Origin of the sequence: Labrys okinawensis (assembly GCF_047345005.1) — a bacterium.
Taxonomy (GTDB): Bacteria; Pseudomonadota; Alphaproteobacteria; order Rhizobiales; family Labraceae; genus Labrys; species Labrys okinawensis.
Genome location: NZ_CP178864.1, coordinates 846,857 through 864,366 on the forward strand (window position 1 = coordinate 846,857; position 17,510 = coordinate 864,366).

The 17,510-nt window shown below is 65.6% G+C and carries 14 protein-coding genes; 6 read left to right on the plus strand and 8 right to left on the minus strand.

From position 1 onward, the window contains the following. Window positions 1-4: 4 nt before the first annotated feature. The 4 genes from ACMDCR_RS04125 to ACMDCR_RS04140 all read right to left on the minus strand — a co-directional run bounded on the left by ACMDCR_RS04125 (window position 5) and on the right by ACMDCR_RS04140 (window position 2,870). Window positions 5-343, minus strand: a complete 339-nt coding sequence (locus tag ACMDCR_RS04125; RefSeq protein WP_413991304.1) for a helix-turn-helix domain-containing protein — start codon at window positions 341-343, stop codon at window positions 5-7. Continuing rightward, complete coding sequence (locus tag ACMDCR_RS04130; RefSeq protein ID WP_413991305.1) at window positions 333-707, minus strand: type II toxin-antitoxin system RelE/ParE family toxin; 375 nt, start codon at window positions 705-707, stop codon at window positions 333-335. Before ACMDCR_RS04130 ends, ACMDCR_RS04125 begins: the two co-directional genes overlap by 11 nt. Before the next feature lie 96 nt (window positions 708-803). Then, a complete protein-coding gene (locus tag ACMDCR_RS04135) occupies window positions 804-2,528 on the minus strand; it encodes a SulP family inorganic anion transporter (RefSeq protein WP_413991306.1) in 1,725 nt (574 codons plus the stop codon). 66 nt (window positions 2,529-2,594) lie between these two features. Then, entirely contained in the window at window positions 2,595-2,870 is a 276-nt protein-coding gene (locus ACMDCR_RS04140) for a helix-turn-helix domain-containing protein (protein ID WP_413991307.1), read from the minus strand. 656 nt (window positions 2,871-3,526) lie between these two features. Between ACMDCR_RS04140 and ACMDCR_RS04145 the strand changes: the two genes are divergently transcribed. The 3 genes from ACMDCR_RS04145 (at window position 3,527) to ACMDCR_RS04155 (ending at window position 6,847) form a co-directional block, all read left to right on the plus strand. Continuing rightward, the gene (locus tag ACMDCR_RS04145) at window positions 3,527-4,474 is read left to right on the plus strand and encodes an AEC family transporter (RefSeq protein ID WP_413991308.1); all 948 of its coding nucleotides are present in this window, start codon (window positions 3,527-3,529) and stop codon (window positions 4,472-4,474) included. Window positions 4,475-4,595: 121 nt separating this feature from the next. Further along, window positions 4,596-6,041, plus strand: coding sequence for an amidase (locus tag ACMDCR_RS04150; RefSeq protein ID WP_413991309.1), 1,446 nt, complete (start codon window positions 4,596-4,598; stop codon window positions 6,039-6,041). 569 nt (window positions 6,042-6,610) lie between these two features. Continuing rightward, a complete protein-coding gene (locus ACMDCR_RS04155; protein WP_413991310.1) occupies window positions 6,611-6,847 on the plus strand; it encodes a hypothetical protein in 237 nt (78 codons plus the stop codon). 79 nt (window positions 6,848-6,926) lie between these two features. On the opposite strand, the gene trhA is transcribed toward ACMDCR_RS04155, so the two are convergent. Next, window positions 6,927-7,592, minus strand: a complete 666-nt coding sequence (trhA, locus tag ACMDCR_RS04160; RefSeq protein WP_413991311.1) for a PAQR family membrane homeostasis protein TrhA — start codon at window positions 7,590-7,592, stop codon at window positions 6,927-6,929. Between the two features lie 247 nt (window positions 7,593-7,839). Here trhA and ACMDCR_RS04165 point away from each other — a divergent pair, with 247 nt between their 5' ends. Both ACMDCR_RS04165 and ACMDCR_RS04170 read left to right on the plus strand, forming a co-directional pair. After that, entirely contained in the window at window positions 7,840-9,828 is a 1,989-nt protein-coding gene (locus ACMDCR_RS04165) for a hydantoinase/oxoprolinase N-terminal domain-containing protein (protein ID WP_413993821.1), read from the plus strand. 144 nt (window positions 9,829-9,972) lie between these two features. Continuing rightward, window positions 9,973-11,061 carry a GntR family transcriptional regulator gene (locus ACMDCR_RS04170; protein ID WP_413991312.1) on the plus strand — a complete coding sequence of 363 codons (1,089 nt, stop codon included), beginning with the start codon at window positions 9,973-9,975 and terminating at the stop codon, window positions 11,059-11,061. 10 nt (window positions 11,062-11,071) lie between these two features. Here ACMDCR_RS04170 and ACMDCR_RS04175 read toward each other — a convergent pair whose 3' ends face one another. The 3 genes from ACMDCR_RS04175 to ACMDCR_RS04185 all read right to left on the minus strand — a co-directional run bounded on the left by ACMDCR_RS04175 (window position 11,072) and on the right by ACMDCR_RS04185 (window position 15,727). Continuing rightward, window positions 11,072-11,869, minus strand: a complete 798-nt coding sequence (locus ACMDCR_RS04175; RefSeq protein WP_413991313.1) for an ATP-binding cassette domain-containing protein — start codon at window positions 11,867-11,869, stop codon at window positions 11,072-11,074. Between the two features lie 216 nt (window positions 11,870-12,085). Beyond that, window positions 12,086-14,422: an ABC transporter permease gene (locus tag ACMDCR_RS04180; RefSeq protein WP_413991314.1), complete on the minus strand. Its 2,337-nt coding sequence runs from the start codon at window positions 14,420-14,422 to the stop codon at window positions 12,086-12,088. Window positions 14,423-14,635: 213 nt separating this feature from the next. Next, window positions 14,636-15,727 carry a substrate-binding domain-containing protein gene (locus ACMDCR_RS04185; protein ID WP_413991315.1) on the minus strand — a complete coding sequence of 364 codons (1,092 nt, stop codon included), beginning with the start codon at window positions 15,725-15,727 and terminating at the stop codon, window positions 14,636-14,638. A gap of 616 nt (window positions 15,728-16,343) precedes the next feature. Here ACMDCR_RS04185 and ACMDCR_RS04190 point away from each other — a divergent pair. Further along, window positions 16,344-17,321, plus strand: a complete 978-nt coding sequence (locus ACMDCR_RS04190; RefSeq protein WP_413993822.1) for a GAF domain-containing protein — start codon at window positions 16,344-16,346, stop codon at window positions 17,319-17,321. Window positions 17,322-17,510: the final 189 nt, after the last annotated feature.

Here is a 17,510-nt window from a genome sequence, read left to right on the forward strand (position 1 = left end):
CAGTTCATAGTATGGCTTCGATGCCTTTGCGCTTGATGACATTCAGAAGCACCAGAGCGGGGCCTGTTGGGTGCTTGGTCCCGCGCTCCAGTTGCGAAACGTAGCCCGCCGTCAGATTGAGATGTCTTGCCCAAACGGCTTGGCTCATATGCGCGCGCTCTCGCATCATCCGGATCTCGCCTGGCGACAGAGGTGCGATGGCTGGAACCGCCTTCTCACCAAGATGGCGCATCGTGATCTTCTCACGCGCAGCATCAGACAGAAGGCCGGCGCGGTACATATCGTCGGCCGTTTCAAGTAATGCCTTCGCGAGGCGGCTCGGCTTCCGGGTTTCAATTGCCATCTTGCACCTCCAACAGAACGCCATTCGCGACTGCCCGCAGCAGATCGGCGGGCGCTGCCGCTAGCCACGTCGCTGCGATCTCGCGCATGGTTTCCAATTCATCGTCCTCGATGTTGTCCCGCTCGCTCTTGGCGAAACTGTAGATAAACACTGCTAGGTCTCCAGCCCGAAAGACGACTATCATCCGATAGCCGCCCGAACGGCCCTGCCCAGCCCGAGCGATACGTTGCTTGATCAGGCCACCTCCGAGATAGGCATCCACCAAGCCTCTCTCAGCGCGTTCGATTGCTTCCCGCAGATTGGAGTCAGTGATGCGTGCCCGGCGCGCGAGCCTGGCAAAGGTCCTAGTCTTGTAAATCGACATGGCAACTCCATGACACAGTGAACTATAATTCAAAGTGCCATAGTTTCAAGCTCGAGTGCTTGCTTTAGGTTAATTGCGGACTTCGTCCCCGACACGTCACGAACGGGCGCTGCGGTCTCCCTCCACCGCCTTCACCGCTTCCGCCAGATGCGCCTTGTAATGCACCTGCGGTGGCCTCACCCCATGGGCCAGCAGCACCTTCAGCACCGCCGGCCGCGCGCCGACGATCTGGATGCTGGCCTTGCCCCGGGCAGCCTTGCGCACCACGCCGTGGATGGTCGACGCGGCGGTGGAATCGATCACCGGCACGGCCGAGAAATCGATGAGATAGGCCTTCGGATGCTCGCCGATGCTGTCGAGCGCCGCGGCTACGGTGGCGGCTGCCCCGAAGAAGAAGGCGCCGGAGATACGGTAGGCTACGATATCGGGATTGCTGGCCAGCACGAGGTCATAGGGTGGGGGCTCGGAGGCGCCGTTGGCGTCGGGCATGTCGGGCTCCGCGATCGGCCGCAGCGGCTCCACTTCCACCGCTTGCGACATGCGGTGCAGGAACAGCAGGGAGCCCAGCGTAAAACCCGTGAGGATGCCCTCGGTGAGGTCGCGGAACACCACCACCAGGAAGGTCACCGTGACCACCGCCGCATCGCCGGCAGAGGCGCGCACCAGCGTGGCGAACTGGTGCCGCTCGGCCATGTTCCAGCACACCACGGCCAGGATGGCCGCCAGCGCGGCCAGCGGGGTGTAGCTCGCCAGCGGCGCAGCAATCAGCATGAAGGCGAGCACGAAGGCCGAGTGGAGGATGCCCGAGACCGGTCCGCGCGAGCCGGCGCGGATGTTGGTGGCGGTGCGCGCGATGGCGCCCGTGACGCAGATGCCGCCGAACAGGGACGAGGCGATGTTGGCGAGGCCCTGCGCCACCAGCTCGGCATTGGAACGGTGGCGCCGCCCGGTCATCGAATCGGCCACCACGGCGGAGAGCAGGCTCTCGATGCCGCCCAGCAGCGCGAAGGCGAGCGCCGTCGGCAGCAGGTCGATGGCCTTGCCGAGGCTGAAGGCGGGCAGGGCCGGGGCCGGCAACGAACGCGGAATGCCGCCGAAGCGCGTGCCCAGCGTCTCCACCGGCAGGCCCAACAGCCAGACGAGCAGGGCGGCCACCACCGTGCCGATCAGGAAGGCAGGCCAGTGTGGGCGCAGGCGCCTGACGCCCACCACCACGGCAATGGTCAGGAGGGCGACCGCCGCGGCCGAGAGGTTGAGCGTGGGCAGGGCCGCGCCGAGCGCCTCGAATTTGGCGATGATCGGGCCGGGCTCGGCGCCGTGCAAGGTGAGGCCCAGCAGGTCCTTGATCTGGCTGGAGAAGATGATGATGGCGATGCCGGAGGTGAAGCCCACCGTCACCGGGTAGGGGATATATTTGATGAAGGTGCCGAGCCTGAGCACTCCCACCCCCAGCAATATGAGGCCGGACATGAAGGTGGCGAGCAGCAGGCCGTCGAGCCCGTGCTGCTGCACGGCGGCGGCCACCAGCACGATGAAGGCGCCGGCCGGGCCGCCGATCTGGAAACGGCTGCCGCCCAGTGCCGAGATGACGAAGCCGCCGACGATGGACGTGTAGAGACCGCGGTCCGGCGTGACGCCTGAGGCGATGGCGATCGCCATGGAGAGCGGCAGTGCCACGATCGCCACGGTGAGCCCGGCCAGCACATCCGCCTTGAACGTGCTGAAGCCGTAACCCTCTCGCAGCACGGTGACGAGCTTGGGGGTGTAGAGCTCGGTGAAACTTGGGTTGCGGAAACTTGCATTGCGGGCTTCGGCCGTCATCGCTCCTCGCTTCCGGAGACGAGGACGGAGCCGCTGGATCGGCCGGGCCTCTGACCGCCGGTGAACCTATTCGGGCGGCGGGCCAGCCGGCGGTTTGGCGAGCTTCAGGCGCACGCCGCGCCCTCCCTCGCGGCTGACGGCATTGTCGCCGATCAACTCCACGCCGGCGCGGTCAAGCGCCTCGACCACTTTCGTCAAGGTATCGACGACACCGCGAACATTGCCTTCGCTTGCTTCCATGCGCTGGATCGTGGGCAGGGAGACGCCCGACAAGTCGGCAAGCTGGCGCTGATCGATCCCGACAAGGGCCCGGGCAGCGCGCATCTGGGCAGCGGTGATCATGACGAACCTCGCATGGAGTCTCCTGTATCAGATAGCAGTTCTGATGTCTAGGACATCAGTTGAGATGTCCATGACCTTGATCTTGATATCTTGGGATGGAGGCTTTTCACTCATCATGGCTGCCATCGGCTCTATCGTTTGCCGGCTCCGACCATGCCGGAAGCGCCGCGATGATGCGGGCGAAAATGGTGACGACGGCAAGCGCGCTCTTCTTCATTTCCGGTCCGTGCCCCCTCTTCCGGCGCCATTTATCGCGGAGGAGATCCGAAAACGCGAGTCTTCCGGGTAATGGCAGCGATTGATGGTGATAGTGTTCAACAGTTCGATCCTGCCTGAACGGCCGCCGAAAGGGCTGGGAATTAGACGCGCAGTCACCCGGTACGGCCTTCTCTTGAGGCGCGCGTCGCGTCCTTTGTCTGAGGTTCAAAGCCTCGTACCGATAACCCCTCGCCCCCTTCAGGCGGCCCAAGCACTGGAACGGGCTGCCGTCAGGAATAGCTGTTGCAACGAAGAAAGCGTGAAGGCTATCTTCTTGAAAATCAGGGTCGCAAAGCATTCGGGGGAGGGCGGACGCGGCTTTTCTTCGTCATTACTCTTGCCCTCGATGACATGACGTCCGCGCCATCGATCGGCGCCGATGAAGCGCGGGACCTGCCATGGCGGTTGCGGATCTCATCCTGCCGGTCTTCGCCGTCATCCTGACGGGATGGGCCGCCGGCTATTTCGGCTATGTCTCGCGCAGCCTCGCGGACGCGCTGATCCATTTCGCCTACAACATCGCCATGCCCGCTTTGCTGGTCGTCACCATCGGGCAGGAGCCCGCACGCTCGCTTCTGGCCTGGCGGTTCCTGATGGCCTTCGGCGGTGGCTCGCTGCTGTGCTTTGCCGCTGTCTTCTTCATGAGCGGACGATGGGCCGGGCCGACGCTGCAGAGCCGGACGATGTATGGGCTGTGCGCCTCGATGACCAATACGGGCTTCGTGGCGCTGCCGATCCTGCAGGCGCTCTACGGACCGCACGCAGTCCTGCCGGCGGCGATCGCCACGGTGTTCGTCGCGGTGATAATGTTTCCCCTGGCCGTGCTTCTGCTGGAACTGCGCGGTCCGTCCGGCCGCGTGGGAGGTGGGATGCTGGCGCGGCATATCCTGCTCAACCCCATGGTGCTCTCCACCCTGCTGGGCGTGGTGTGGGCGATCGTCGGCCAGCCGATTCCCGGCCCTGTCGCCGCCTATCTGAAGATTTTCGCCGATGCACTGACCCCATGCGCCCTGTTCGCCATCGGGCTCGGGCTGTCGCTCGAGGGCGTGCGCGCCAATCTCGGCCCGTCGCTGGCACTCGCCGCCATCAAGCTCATCGCCATGCCCGTGCTCGTCTACGCGCTGGCGCTGCTTTGCGGGCTCGATCCGCTCTACACCATTGCGGCGGTGATCTGCGCCGCCGTGCCCACGGCCAAGACGGTCTTCATCCTCGCGGGCGAGCATCGGTGCGAGGAACCGCTGGTGGCCTCAACCATTTCCATCACCACGCTGTTCTCGATCGTTTCGCTGATAATCTGGCTCTACGCCCTATCGGGGCTCAATATCGGCGCGGCCGTGGGACATTGAGTGCGGGCAAGGGAAAGACTGGAGTGTCGATCTGCCGATCGACATGCCGTGTCTTGTCGCGAAGGCGAGCCGGTGTTCGAGGCAGGGAAGGAAGAGGCAAGCCAATGAGGACGACGTTGTTATGAGCCACGTCGAAATCCAGCCGCCGCCGGGCGAGGCTGGCGATGCGACGGCACTTGCCGCCGCCATCGCGGCCGGGGAACTGAGCTGCGTAGAGGCGATGGAGGCGGCGCTCGCCGCCGCAGGGGCCGATACCTGTGGCGCCGTCTGCCATCTCGACACGAGGCTGGGCCTTGCCGCTGCCGAGGCGGCGGATCGCGAGAGGCGCGAGAATCCGGAGGGCTTCCGGACGCGTCCATTCGCCGGTGTTCCGACGCTCGCCAAGGATCTCGGCGGCCCTTTCGCCGGGTTGCCGGTGCGGGCTGGCTCGCATCTCTTCGACCACCTCGCCGACCCCGGCGCGGACTCGGACCTGGCGGTACGCTACCGGCAGGCAGGCCTGTGCGCCTTCGGCCTCACCACCACCCCCGAGGTCGGCCTCTCGCTCACCAGCGAGCCGGCGCGGGGCCCGCGCTGCCGCAATCCCCTCGCGCCGGCCCTTATCGCCGGCGGCTCCTCGGGCGGCGCCGCGGCTGCGGTCGCTTCCGGCATCGTCGCCATCGCCCACGCCACCGATGCCGGTGGCTCGATCCGGGTGCCGGCGGCCTGCTGTGGCCTGGTGGGCCTGAAGGCAACCCGCGGCGCCATGCCATCCGGGCCGCATTTCGGCAACCATCTCGGCGGCATTGCCAGCGAGCTAGCGGTTTGCCGTTCGGTGCGCGACCTGGCGGCGATCTTCCGGGCGCTGCGCGGCGATACCAAGGGGCCCTATGCCGACCCGCCGATCCTCGAAAGCCGCGCCGCACGCCTTCGCATCGGCCTCCTGACCGACACCGGCCTGGCCTGGCCGACGGCACCGGAGCGGCTCCAGGCCGTCGTCGAAGCCGGACGTAGCCTCGAGGCCGCCGGTCATCGGCTCGTCCCGCTCGCCTGGCCGCGTTTCGAGGCGAGCGTCAGGCGCAGCGGCACCATTTTCGCCGACATTATCTCGGCCAATCTCACGGCGCTCTTGGACGGGCTCAAGCTCGACATGCACAGGGCCGAACCGCTGACCCAGGCCTTCGCCGAACGCGGCCGAGCCCTATCGGGCGCCAGCCTCTGGAACAGCCTGAGCGGCGCCGTGAATATCAGCCGCGACCTTTGGGAGTTGTTCGACGGGATCGATTGCCTGCTGGCTCCGATGCTCGCCTCGGCGCCACTTCCCCTCGGCTCCTTCCCGATGGATCATGCCGATACCGAGTTGCATCTCAACCGCATGGCGGCCTTCGCCCCGCTCGCCACCCTTGCCAACATCGCCGGCCACCCGGCTCTCACCCTTCCCTTCGGCCAAGATCCCGCCGGCCTCCCGCTCCCCCTCCAGCTGATCGCGCCGATGGGACACGAACCGACCCTGCTGAGATTGGCGGCGCGGCTGGAGGCGGAAGGAAGGTGGATACATCCGCACGCCGTTGCGGGATTGCCGGGTTAAGGCTCGGGCTGGGTTCTTCTGTCGAATTACGGTGACGGTGCACTTACTCCATCGCCTCGATCTCGCCGCCCACCGGCCCGAAGATCGCCGCGTAATGCCAGATCGCCGATAGGTAGACGAAGCTGTGCTAGATAGCGTTGTGGAAGTACAGATTATTCCGCAGATGAAACATCGCAACTAGTGAATAGAGCGCGCTGCTGATCACGAATTATGCTGACAGTGTACCTAATGTAGCGACTGCTCATAAACCGAAGCCGGAAAGTATTGAGTTAAGTGTGCTGTCAACACACCTCTGAGCGAACGGTTTTCCCGAACATGACTCAAGGTAAAGTATCTACCGCTTTTTGACCAAATGCGCTGAGATCGCGGCGGCGAGCGTCGTCACAGTCCCTTCTTTTCCTCCGCTGTCTCAAACGGCAATAGCCATTTCCTGCGGGCGTGCCATAATTACTTCGGCTGGACGGTGCCAACTGGATAGGGAGGGAGAGATGCGGTTTCCCGTGAAGGTTTTGTTCGCCGCGATTATGCTGGCGTTTGGTCTGGCGGTGGCGGCTACGCCATCGTCCGCGTTGACGATAGCGCCCATCGATAATTCAGGTCAGGCGTCGGCTGGGCATAATACCTCGGCACAGGTGCAGAAGGCCTATTACTATTATGGGCGCCGGTACTATTATCATCCCTATTATCGCCCCTATTATCGCCCCTATTATCGCCCTTATTATCATCATTACTACTATAGGCATTATTATTACAGGCCGCATTACTATTATTATCATCCCCGTCGCTATTATTACTATCGCTATTGATCATTGAACGACGAGCCCCGCCTCCGTGGGGCTTTTCGGAATTGCGAGCTCGTCGCGAGCCGCCGCCTTGTTGTCCGCCTCACACGCCGTCCAGCGACCGGAAGATCGCGGCGTAATGGCAGATCGCGGCCAGGCAGACGAAGCCGTGCCAGATGACGTTGTGAAAGCGCAGGCTGTTCCAGAGGTAGAACAGCACGCCCAGCGAATAGACCACGCCGCCAATCACGATGAGGGCAAGGGTTTCCGCGCTGAAGGAGGCGATGAGGATCGGGCTCGCCGCCAGCCCCAACCAGCCGAGGGCGAGATAGATCACGATGGCGAGCCTGTCGAAGCGCCCGGGCAGGGAGAGCTTGAGGACAATGCCGAGGAGGCAGCCGGTCCAGATCACCAGGCCGAGGACCCAGGCCCAGGGCTTGCTTGAAAGCTGGGTGAGGAGCGGGGTGTAGGTGCCCGCGATCAGAAGAAAGATGCCGGAATGGTCGAGCCGGCGCAGGAGCCATTTCAGCCGCCCCATCGGCCAGGCATTGTAGAGCGCTGAAGCGCTGAGCATCGCAAGCAGGGTAAAGCCGTAGACGCCGGCCGCAACGACCACCCCCGGTTCCCTGGAGCCTGCGACCTGCCACAGGAGAACCGTGACGCCAACAAGGGCCGCCGCGATCCCCACGCAATGCACGGCGATATCGGCCGCGATTTCGCCGGCCGTATAAGGGCGTTCCGAGAGCAGGGGATGGTTGGCGCTGGTCATCGGCTCTTCCGTTGGCCTGTCCTGCGCTTCCTTCTGAAGCCAGGTGCATCATGGCGCATGCGCCGTGAATTGGAAGTGAAGGATTTGGCATGGTGCGCGGCCGCTCCGAAGGCGCCGCGCCCTTGGGACACGGAGAGTGGGCAGGATGCCCGTGCAAGCGTATGGCCACTTGCCTCTTCCGCCCCACCGCACCTTCCGCTATCACCGCTCCACACCCCTGTCCCTTGCTCTCTCCCTTGCGTACCTCATGGCCCTTCTCCTCGGCATCGACACTGGCGGCACCTTCACGGATGCCGTGCTCTACGACGAAACCGCCGGCGTCGTCGCCAAGGCCAAGGCGCTCACCACCCACCACGACCTCGCCATCGGCGTCGGCGGAGCGGTCGGCGCGGTGCTGGAGCAGTCGCGCATCGACCCCGCCGTCATCGCGCTGGTGTCGCTTTCCACCACGCTCGCCACCAATGCCATGGTGGAGGGGCAGGGCGGGCGCGTCGGGCTCGTCTATATCGGCTTCGACGCCGCCGATGCCGAGCGGCCCGATCTCAAGGCGGCGTTGGGCGGGGATCCCGTCATCCTGATCGGCGGCGGGCATGATGCCATGGGCCAGCAGCGCGCGCCGCTCGATGCCGTGGCCCTCGCGGCGGAGGCGAAGCGTCTGGCGCCTTCGCTCACCGGCTTTGCCGTCACCGGGCGCTTTGCCGTGCTCGACCCCTCTCATGAAATCCAGGCGCGCGAGCTCCTGCGCCGCGCAACGGGGCTGCCCGTCACCTGCGGGCACGAGCTTTCTGCCAAGCTCGACGGACCGAAGCGGGCGCTCACCTGCGTGCTCAACGCCCGTCTCATCCACCTGCTCGAAGCATTGATCGCGGCCACCGAGGGCCGGCTCGCCGCGCTCGGCATATCGGCGCCCCTGATGGTGGTGCGGGGCGACGGCTCGCTGGTCGCGGCCGAGGTCGCCAAGACCAAGCCGATCGAGACGATCTTCTCCGGCCCCGCCGCCAGCGCCGTGGGCGGGGCCTTCCTCGCCAGGGCGCCGGACGCGCTGGTCTCCGACATCGGCGGCACCACCACCGATGTCGTGGTGCTGCGCGAGGGGCGCCCGCGCATCGATCCGGCCGGGGCGCTGATCGGCGGCTTCCGCACCATGGTGGAGGCCATCGCCATCCGCACCTGCGGCCTTGGCGGCGACAGCGAGGTGACGCTCGATCAGCACGGGCTTGAGAGCCTCCTCAAGCTGGGGCCGCGCCGCGCCGTGCCGCTGTCACTGCTGGCTGTCGAGCATGGCGAGTTGGTACATGGTACGCTGGAGCGGCAATTGCGCGCCGATCTGCCCAACGAGTTGTTCGGGCGCTTCGCCCTGCGCCTCAACCCCTCGCGGGCCGAACTGCCGGCGCTGGAGGCCGAGATGCTGGCGCGACTCGAGAAGGGCCCTCAGGCGGCCGATAAGCTGATCCAGAACCGGCGCGAGCTCAATGCACTGCAGCGTCTGGTCAACCGGCGCCTCGCCATCATGGCCTCGCTCACGCCCTCCGACGCCGCGCATGGGCTGGGGCTGCACCAGGCCTGGGACCGGGAGGCGGCGGCCAAGGGCATGCTGCTGTTCTCGCGCCGGCGCAACGCCATGGGCCTGCCCTTCGCCGAGACGCCGGATATCCTGGCGCGTCAGATCATCGGCACGCTGACGCGGCGCTCGGCCGAGTTCCTGCTCGAATGCGCGCTGGCCGAGGACGGCTTCCGCGAGGCGGGTCTCTCCCGCCACGCCCTAGCGGCAGCGGCGCTGGATGGGCATAGCGGGCTGGTGCGCATCGGCCTGTCGCTGACGACGCCTGTGGTGGGGCTGGGCGCTTCGGCCGCCACCTATTATGGCGACATTGCAGGCCTGGTCGGCGCACCTTCGCTGGTACCGGAGCATGCCGAGGTTGCCAATGCGGTGGGCGCGGTGGTCGGCGGCGTGCATGTCTCCGCTGAGGTGAAGGTGCTGCAGCCGGTGGAAGGCATCTTCCGTGTCTTCACCCGCGGCGGCACGCGCGACATCGCCGATATTTCCGGGGCGCTTGCCTTCGCGGAGGCGACGGCGCGCGAGCAGGCGGAGGCCGAGGCCCTGCAGGCCGGGGCGGCGGCGGTGGAGACGAGCGTGGCGGTGGACGAGAAGAAGGTGGTGAGCGAGGGGCGCGAGATCTTCGTGGAGGCGTTGGTAACGGCAAGGGCCTCCGGGCGACCGCGGATCAGCGGGTAAAGGGCGCGACGTTCGAGGCTCGCGTCGCGCCATCGTCCGCATATAATTTGTATTGATTGAAAATTGTATCGACGAAAATCCCCTCATTCGCTACAAATCCTTGCGGCTGCTCCTCAGCACGCGGCTGGCCTCGGGAGGAGGGCGATGGGGGACGAGGCGGGTGTGCCGGGTGTCAGCGTGAATGTGGTGGACGAGTTGCGGCGCATGGCGGACAGCCTGTCCGTCGGCTCGCGCCTGCCCACCGTGCGCGATCTGGTGGCGCGCTACGGCGTCAGCCAGCATCTGGTGCAGCAGGCACTGCAGGCGCTGCGCGCCGAGGGCGTGGTCGCCACCCATGTCGGGCGCGGCACCTTTGTCGGTCCGCGCGCGCCGCTGTCCGCCCGCGCCACGGCGCGGCAGGTGCTGACGCTGCTCCATCATTCCCAATATGAACGCGGCGACCTGATCGCGCAGACCATCCACCAGCGCCTGACGGCGGAGGGCCACACCTCGGTGGTGCTGACCTATTCGGATGCCGAGCATGCCATGGCCATGCTGCGCGACGGGCCGCGCTACGACAGCTGCATCCTCCAGCCGCGCACCTCGGTGATCCCCGTGCGTCTGCTCGCGCTGCTGCGCGAGATCAGCAACAATGTCATCGTCGAGAACCGGGCGCTCGACCAGATCGATGTCGACGCCATTTCCAACGATCCCAGCGTGCTCGCCCGTCTGGTGCTTGAGCACCTCACCCGCCTCGGCCATCGCCGCATCGCCTGGATCGTCGAGGACCGGCCGGATTATTTCTACGAGCGCCTGGGCCGCCTGTTCGAGGCTTACCGCCTGTGGAACGGCCTCTCGCAGGCCGAGGCGCCGCTGGTCTTCTCGCCCTCTCGCAGCGGCCATCACGGCTATGTCGACCTTGCCGGCACGCTCGACGCCCTGTTTCACGGCGACGCGGGGCAGCGCCCCACCGCCGCGGTGCTGCTCACCTTCGAGACGGGCGCGCGCATCCTGGAGGCGTTCGGCAAGGCGGGGCTTGCCATTCCCGGCGATGTCAGCGTCATCCGCATCGGTACACCGGATATCGAGAGCGAGCATCTCGGCAGGCTCGCGGTGGCCGGGCGGCCGAGCCGGCAGGCGGCGGAAACGGTGCTGAAGCGGCTGGCCTGGCGCTGGGAGAATCCTGGCGCGGCTTATGGCACCGTGTATGACTCCCCGGTGCTGGAGCTGCATGGGAGTACGGGGGGGGCGTGAGGGCGCCCCACTACGCCCCCGCCAACTGGGCACCCGCGGCAGCTTCGTCTGCCGTCAGCCGCGTCTCCGGGGTGCCCGAGACGATCAGCTCGAGCACTTCCTTCTCGCTGGTGTTCCTGATGTAGCGATCCCCGACATTCTGGCCGCGCTTGAGCACCATGATGCGGTCGCCTACCTCGAAGATGTCGGTCATTCGGTGGGAGATGATGATCTGCGCCACGCCCTGGCGCTTCAACTCGGCCATGGTCTCCAGCAGCCGCTCCGTCGCCATCACCGAGAGGTTGGCCGTGGGCTCGTCCAGCACCACCAGCTTGGGATTGAAAGAGATGGCGCGGGCGATCGCCACCGATTGCTGGCGTCCGCCCGACAGGCTCTCGACCTTCTGGTAGACCGAATTCACGTCCACCTTCAGGCGCTTCAGCACCTCGCTGGCATTGGCGTACATCTTCTCGCGATTGACGAAGATGCCCATGCGCTTGGGCCAGCGCCCGAGGAAGATGTTCTGGCCGATATCCATGTTCCCGCATAGCGCGAAGTCCTGGTAGATCATCTCGACGCCGAGGGCCCGGCTGTCATGCGGGCCCTTGAAATGGGTCTCCTGGCCGTTGACCAGCACGTCGCCGCTGTCACGGAGATAGGCGCCGGTCATCACCTTCATCAGCGTGGACTTGCCGGCGGAATTGTCGCCGACCAGGCCGAGGATCTCGCCCGGCATCAGATGCAGGTTGACGTCCTTCAGCGCCTGCACGGCGCCGAAGCTCTTGTTGATGTTGCGCATTTCGATGAGCGGGGTGGTCGCTTGCGTCATCGTGGGCGTCTCCCGAGAGGGTTATATCGGTGGCCCCGGCAAGTGACTTGCCGAAGCAGAATAGGGCTGTCATCCCCGGCGCGCGAAGCGCGGGAAGGGGATCCAGGAGCCAAAGGTCTGAGCCCAGTGAGCCCTGGATCCCTTTCCACTCGTTCTCTCTCGCTACTCTCGCGAGCAACTCGGCCGGCGATGACAGAGCGCTCATCGTTCGACATCTCATTCGCCGACGGCCGGATTGGCGGCGGGCGCCGGTGCGGCCGGCGTGGCGGCCGGTTTTCGGCGAAGCGCCTTGAGCCAAACGCCCACTATGCCCTGCTGGCGGATCCAGATGTCCCCCAGCACGGCGATGATCAGGATGAGGCCGATGAAGACGTTCACCCAATGCTGCGGCATCACGAAGGAGGATCCGTCCGGCAGGAAGATCTGCAGCGAAAGCAGGCCGCGGATCAGCGTGATCACCGCTGCGCCTGCCAGCGAGCCGATGATGGTGCCGTAGCCGCCGAACACCGAGCCGCCGCCGATGATCACCGAGGCGATGCCATCGAGCTCGCGGCCCATGCCGGCCGACGGGTTGAAGCTGCGGTAATAGGCGACATAGATCACCCCGGCGAGCGCCGAGCAGAAGGCCGAGAAGGTCAGGCTCAGGAAGCGCACCCGGTTGACGTTGATGCCCGAATATTGCGCCGCCCGCAGGTTGCCGCCGGTGGCGTAGACCATCTCGCCGATGGTGGTCTTGCCGAGGATGATGCCGGCGATGATGGCGATCACCGCCATGATCACCGTCTGCACCGAAACGGCTCCGGCGAGATTGCGCAGGAAGCCGGGGCCGGGCTCCATGTGCACATAGATCAGCAGCTCGATGATCTTGCGGCCAAGCAGCGTATAGCTCTCCGGAAAGCCGGAAAGCTGGCGTCCCGCCGAGAACCAGGCGCCGATGCCGCGGGCGATGTAGAACATACCCAGCGTCGCCACGAAGGCCGGCATGCCGAAGCGCACGGTGAGTGCTCCGTTCAAGATGCCGGCCAGCGTTCCCACAACGATGGCCGCCAGCACCGCGAACAGAGGGTCGCAGCCATATTCATGCATCAGGAAGGCCGCGGTGGAGGCCGACAGTGCCAGGACCGAGCCGACGGAGAGGTCGATATCGGCATTGGCGATCACGAAGGTGAGGCCGACTGCGAGCAAGGCGATTTCGGTGAAGGCAAGCGCGAGGTTGAAGGTGTTGTCGAGCGAACCCCAGAAATCGGGCCTGAGATAGAGGCCCGCCAGCCACAGCACCAAGGCCAGCATGATGGCGGCGGCATCGCGCCGGTAGAAGAAGGCGCGCCAGCCCCTGACGCCCACGCCACGCGACTGCGACTTGGTGCCCTTGGTCGCCGGCTGGGAGATGGCGATGCCGCCGCTGTCAAAGGAGATTGGCAGCGGGCGGCCGGTCAGCCGGGCGATCAGACGGGCGAGCACACGCTTTTGCATGACATAGGGCTCGATCAGCACCGCCATCAGCAGCATCAGGCCAAGGAAGGCCGGCACGGCGCCGGGCGGCAACTGGGCCAGTTGCTGCACCTTCATGTCGATGCCCGCGACCTGGACGACCCTGGTGATCGGGATGCCCTGGCGCAGCACCACGTCGATGAGCTCGACCAGGATGGCGCCCAGGCAGGCCCCGAGCACGCGCCCGCGCCCGCCGGCGATCGAGGCGCCGCCCACGATGGTCGCGGCGATGACGATCAGCTCGGCACCGGCGCCGAAGCTCGAATCCATGCCCTTGTTCTGGGCGCAATTCATCAGCCCTGCCAGCGTGGCCGCCAGCGCCGAGAAGACATAGGCACGCACGCGCACCCAGCGCGAGGCGATGCCGGCATAGATGGCCGCCTGCTCGTTGCCGCCGACCGCATAGGTCTCGTAGCCGATGCGCGTCTTGGCCAGCGCGATGGCGGCAATGACGGCGACGACCAGGAAGATCACGATCTGGTTGTTGAAGGCAAAGCCATGAGCCTCGCCCCAACTGTTGGTCTCGCCCCAGTGGAAGAACCAGGAATCGCCGCGCGCCTTGGTGTCGTAGGCGATGGTCTTGCCGCCAGTGAAGCCCAGCACGAAGCCGCGCCCGATGAACAGCATGGTCAGCGTGGCGATGAAGGAGGGCACCTGCATCACGGTGACCAGCCAGCCATTCAGGAAGCCGATGAACACGCCGACGCCCATGGCGACGAGAATGGCGGTGGTGACGCCGGAATCGAAGAAGGCCTGTGCGTAGGAAATCGAGAAGATGGTGGCGACCAGGCCGAGAGTGGAGCCGACGGAGAGGTCGAGATCCTTGTCGACGATGACGAAGGTCATGCCGCAGGCCATCACGCCGTAGCGGGCGGCATCGCGCAGCACGGACCCGAAGGCGCTGCCCGAGGCAAAGAAGGTGGGGTTGGTATAGACGCCGACCAGGTAGATCAGCAGCATGAACAGCAAAAGGCCGGCCTCCCAGCCGCCTGCGAGCTGCGCCGAGGGACGGCCTGAACGATGGGTCGAGCCGATGGCCGGATCTGGCGCGGATATGCTCATGGCGGCGGTACTCCGGCACGAAGATGGGCGGGACAAGGGCCAGACGAGAGTGGCGAGTTTGGAGTGTCGGTCTCCGACTGACACTCTTGGACGCGCCATGCTCGCGGAGAAGACAGATGGCGGTCAGAGACCGCCACTCCAAAGTCGCGCCTTAGCAGTCTATCTTGGAGACCTGGGCGCGGCCTGCGAGGAAGCCGCGCCCGTCGGCGATCCTCAATTCTCGAAACGCTTGCCGACGTTGCCGAGGCTGTCCTTGGTCACGAGCTGGGCCCGCGTGTCCAGATTGGCGGCGGCGATGCCGCGGTCGATCTGCAGGTAGAGCTGCATCACGGGCCAGAAGCCCTGCAGGAAGGGCTGTTGCCCGAGCGAACCCGTGAGGGCACCCGTCTTGATCTGCTCCTGCTGCTTGGGTCCGAGATCGAAGCCGAAGGCGCAGATCTTGTTGTTGAGCTGCTTCTGGGAGATGGCGTCGCCGAGGCCCGGCGTGACGAAGCCGTTGGCTCCGAAGGCGCCGACGACGTCGCCGCGGCTTTCGATCAGCGAGACGATGGAGCCGGTGACATTATCCTTGTCCACGTCGATGCCGATATTCTTGGGGCCGGCGTCGACCTTGAAATTGGCAAGCACGCCGGCTGCGTTCAACGCCTTTACGGTCGCCTCGAAGGCTGCGGTGACGCGGCGGTTGACTTCCTCGTTGCCGAGCGTCGTTGTCGATGGGAAGATTACCGAGCCGCCCGAAACCTTCTTGTCGATCAGGCACTTGGCGAGGGCCGCGCCGCCGATGGCCGCAGCCGAGGAATCCTGGCCCGTATGCGAGATGTTCAGGCGGTCATAAAGGTTGGGATCGTAGGAATTGGTGGTGGCCACCGGTACGCCATTGGCCTCGAGCTTCTTGACGAGATCGTCATAGGCGCCCGATTGCGGTGTCGTCATGATCACGCCATCGATGGTGGGATCCTGCACCACCTGGTTGAGGATTTCGATTTCGCGCGGGATGTCGTCGACGGGCGCTTCCGAGCCCAGCATCACCAGATTGATGCCGAAGGCGTCGGCCGCGACCTTGGCGCCGACATAGGTCGGGTCGAAGAAGCCGTTGCCGGCGGTGTGGGTGATGATGGCGAAGGTGAGCTTGCCGTCCTTGGAATGGAAGTTCTTCGTGTCGGGCGATTCCTTGGCCGCATCCTCGAAGGTGTAGCCGCCGACGGCCTTGGAGAGCACGCCGGTTTCGGCGGCATGGCCCGCCTGGAGGGGCGCCCAGAGCAGGGCACCCGAGAGCAGCGCGAGCGCGCATTTTCCGTGTTTCATGGTTTCCTCCGTCTGTGTCTTTGTGCTTTCCGGCCGGCCGCCACTTATCCCGTGTGCTGACCGCTTCGCGCCGCTCTTTGCCTGCAGCGATGGGCAATCATTTTGTATTGTATGATTGACGCAGATGTCAATGAAACGACTGCAATATGTCTGAACAAATTGAATCGTGACGTGGCGATTGATTGGGGTAGGGACGCGACCTAAGCCTCCCCCACGAAGCTGGGGGTATCGCGCACACAAGTGCGCGCTGGGCATTGCGCAGCAATGACGGAGGGGTGTGGCCCAACGGGCTGGACTTATGAGGATAAAGCATAGCGGCGTCATTCCGGCTCTTCGCTACCCTCCGGCCGGAATGGCGAGTCCTCCTCCGCAAGGCCGAGCCCGCAGGGCCACACCCCTCCGACCTCACTTCCTTCGGCCACCTCCCCCAGCTTCGTGGGGGGGCTTGGGTCGCGCTTCGTGATTCCCAAATTCTTCAATCCAAAGCGCTTTGATAGGAGATTAAATTCCCCCGGCCGATTGACACCCCGCGGAATTCAGTCGGATTATGGCCCCAACCGCGTCGACGGTCCCAGCAGGACCCGAATGCATGCGGAGGGCGGAGCGAATGCCGGGAATGGGTAACGCGGGCCGCGCGCATCATGCGGACCAGGTCTATGCGATCCTCAATAACGGAAGCGCCAGTGCCCATTCGGCGGTGGCCGCCTCCTGGTCGCGCTCGCTCACCCATTATGGCCTCGATCCCGACAATGCGCCTCCGCCGCAAAGCCTGACGCACTGCGAGTTCCGTGCCGCCTATGACCGCATGGAACTGCTGGTGCGCCTGGCGCAAGGCACGCTCGACCGCCTCTTCCAGTCGGTAGGCGATGCCGGCTGCTGCGTGCTGCTCACCGACGGCGCCGGCGTGCCGCTCGACCGGCGCGGCATGGTGGGGGACGATGCGGATTTCCGTGCTGTCGGCCTGTGGACGGGCATGGTGTGGAGCGAGGCGAGCGAGGGCACCAACGGCGTTGGCACCTGCATCGCCGAAGGGCGGGCGCTCACCATCCATCGCGATGAGCATTTTCTCACCCGCAATATCGGGCTGAGCTGCACGGTGGCGCCGATCTGGGATGCACAGGGGCGGCAGATGGCTGCTCTCGATGTCTCCACATGCCGTGCCGACCTGACGCCGGCGCTCCTGAAGCTGGTGGCCTCTGCCACCCGCGAGGCGGCGCATCGCATCGAGACCCAACATTTCCGCGAGACCTTTCGCCACGCCCGCATCCTGATCGGCCCCGACACCGGCAGCGGCCCCGCGGGGCTGCTCGCCGTCGACCGCGAAGACCTCGTCATCGGCGCCAGCCGCGCCGCCCGCCTCGCCTATGGCCTGACGGACGAGCGCCTGCGCAACCCCTTCCCCGCCGGCGACCTGCTCGACGGCGAGGGCGCCCGGCCGGAGGAGGCGCTGGCCAGCGCCGAACGCGTCGCCGTGCGCCAGGCGCTGTCGCGGGCCAAGGGCAATGTGTCGGCCGCCGCGAGATTGCTCGGCATCAGCCGGGCGACGATGCACCGGAAGCTGGACCGGCTCGGGATCGGGCGGGAAGGAGCGTAGCGGCCAAAGGCGCGACTAGCCTCCCCAGCTTCGTGGGGGAGGCTCGCGTAGCGCCCTTTGTATTGGGTAGCGCCTCACTTTCCTTCCGCTACCTGTCTCACCGCTGCGACACTTCCCCTTCCCGATCGCTCACCCCACCCTGACAGTCCGCCCCTTCCGTCCCATCCTCCCCACAGACGACGCCGCATC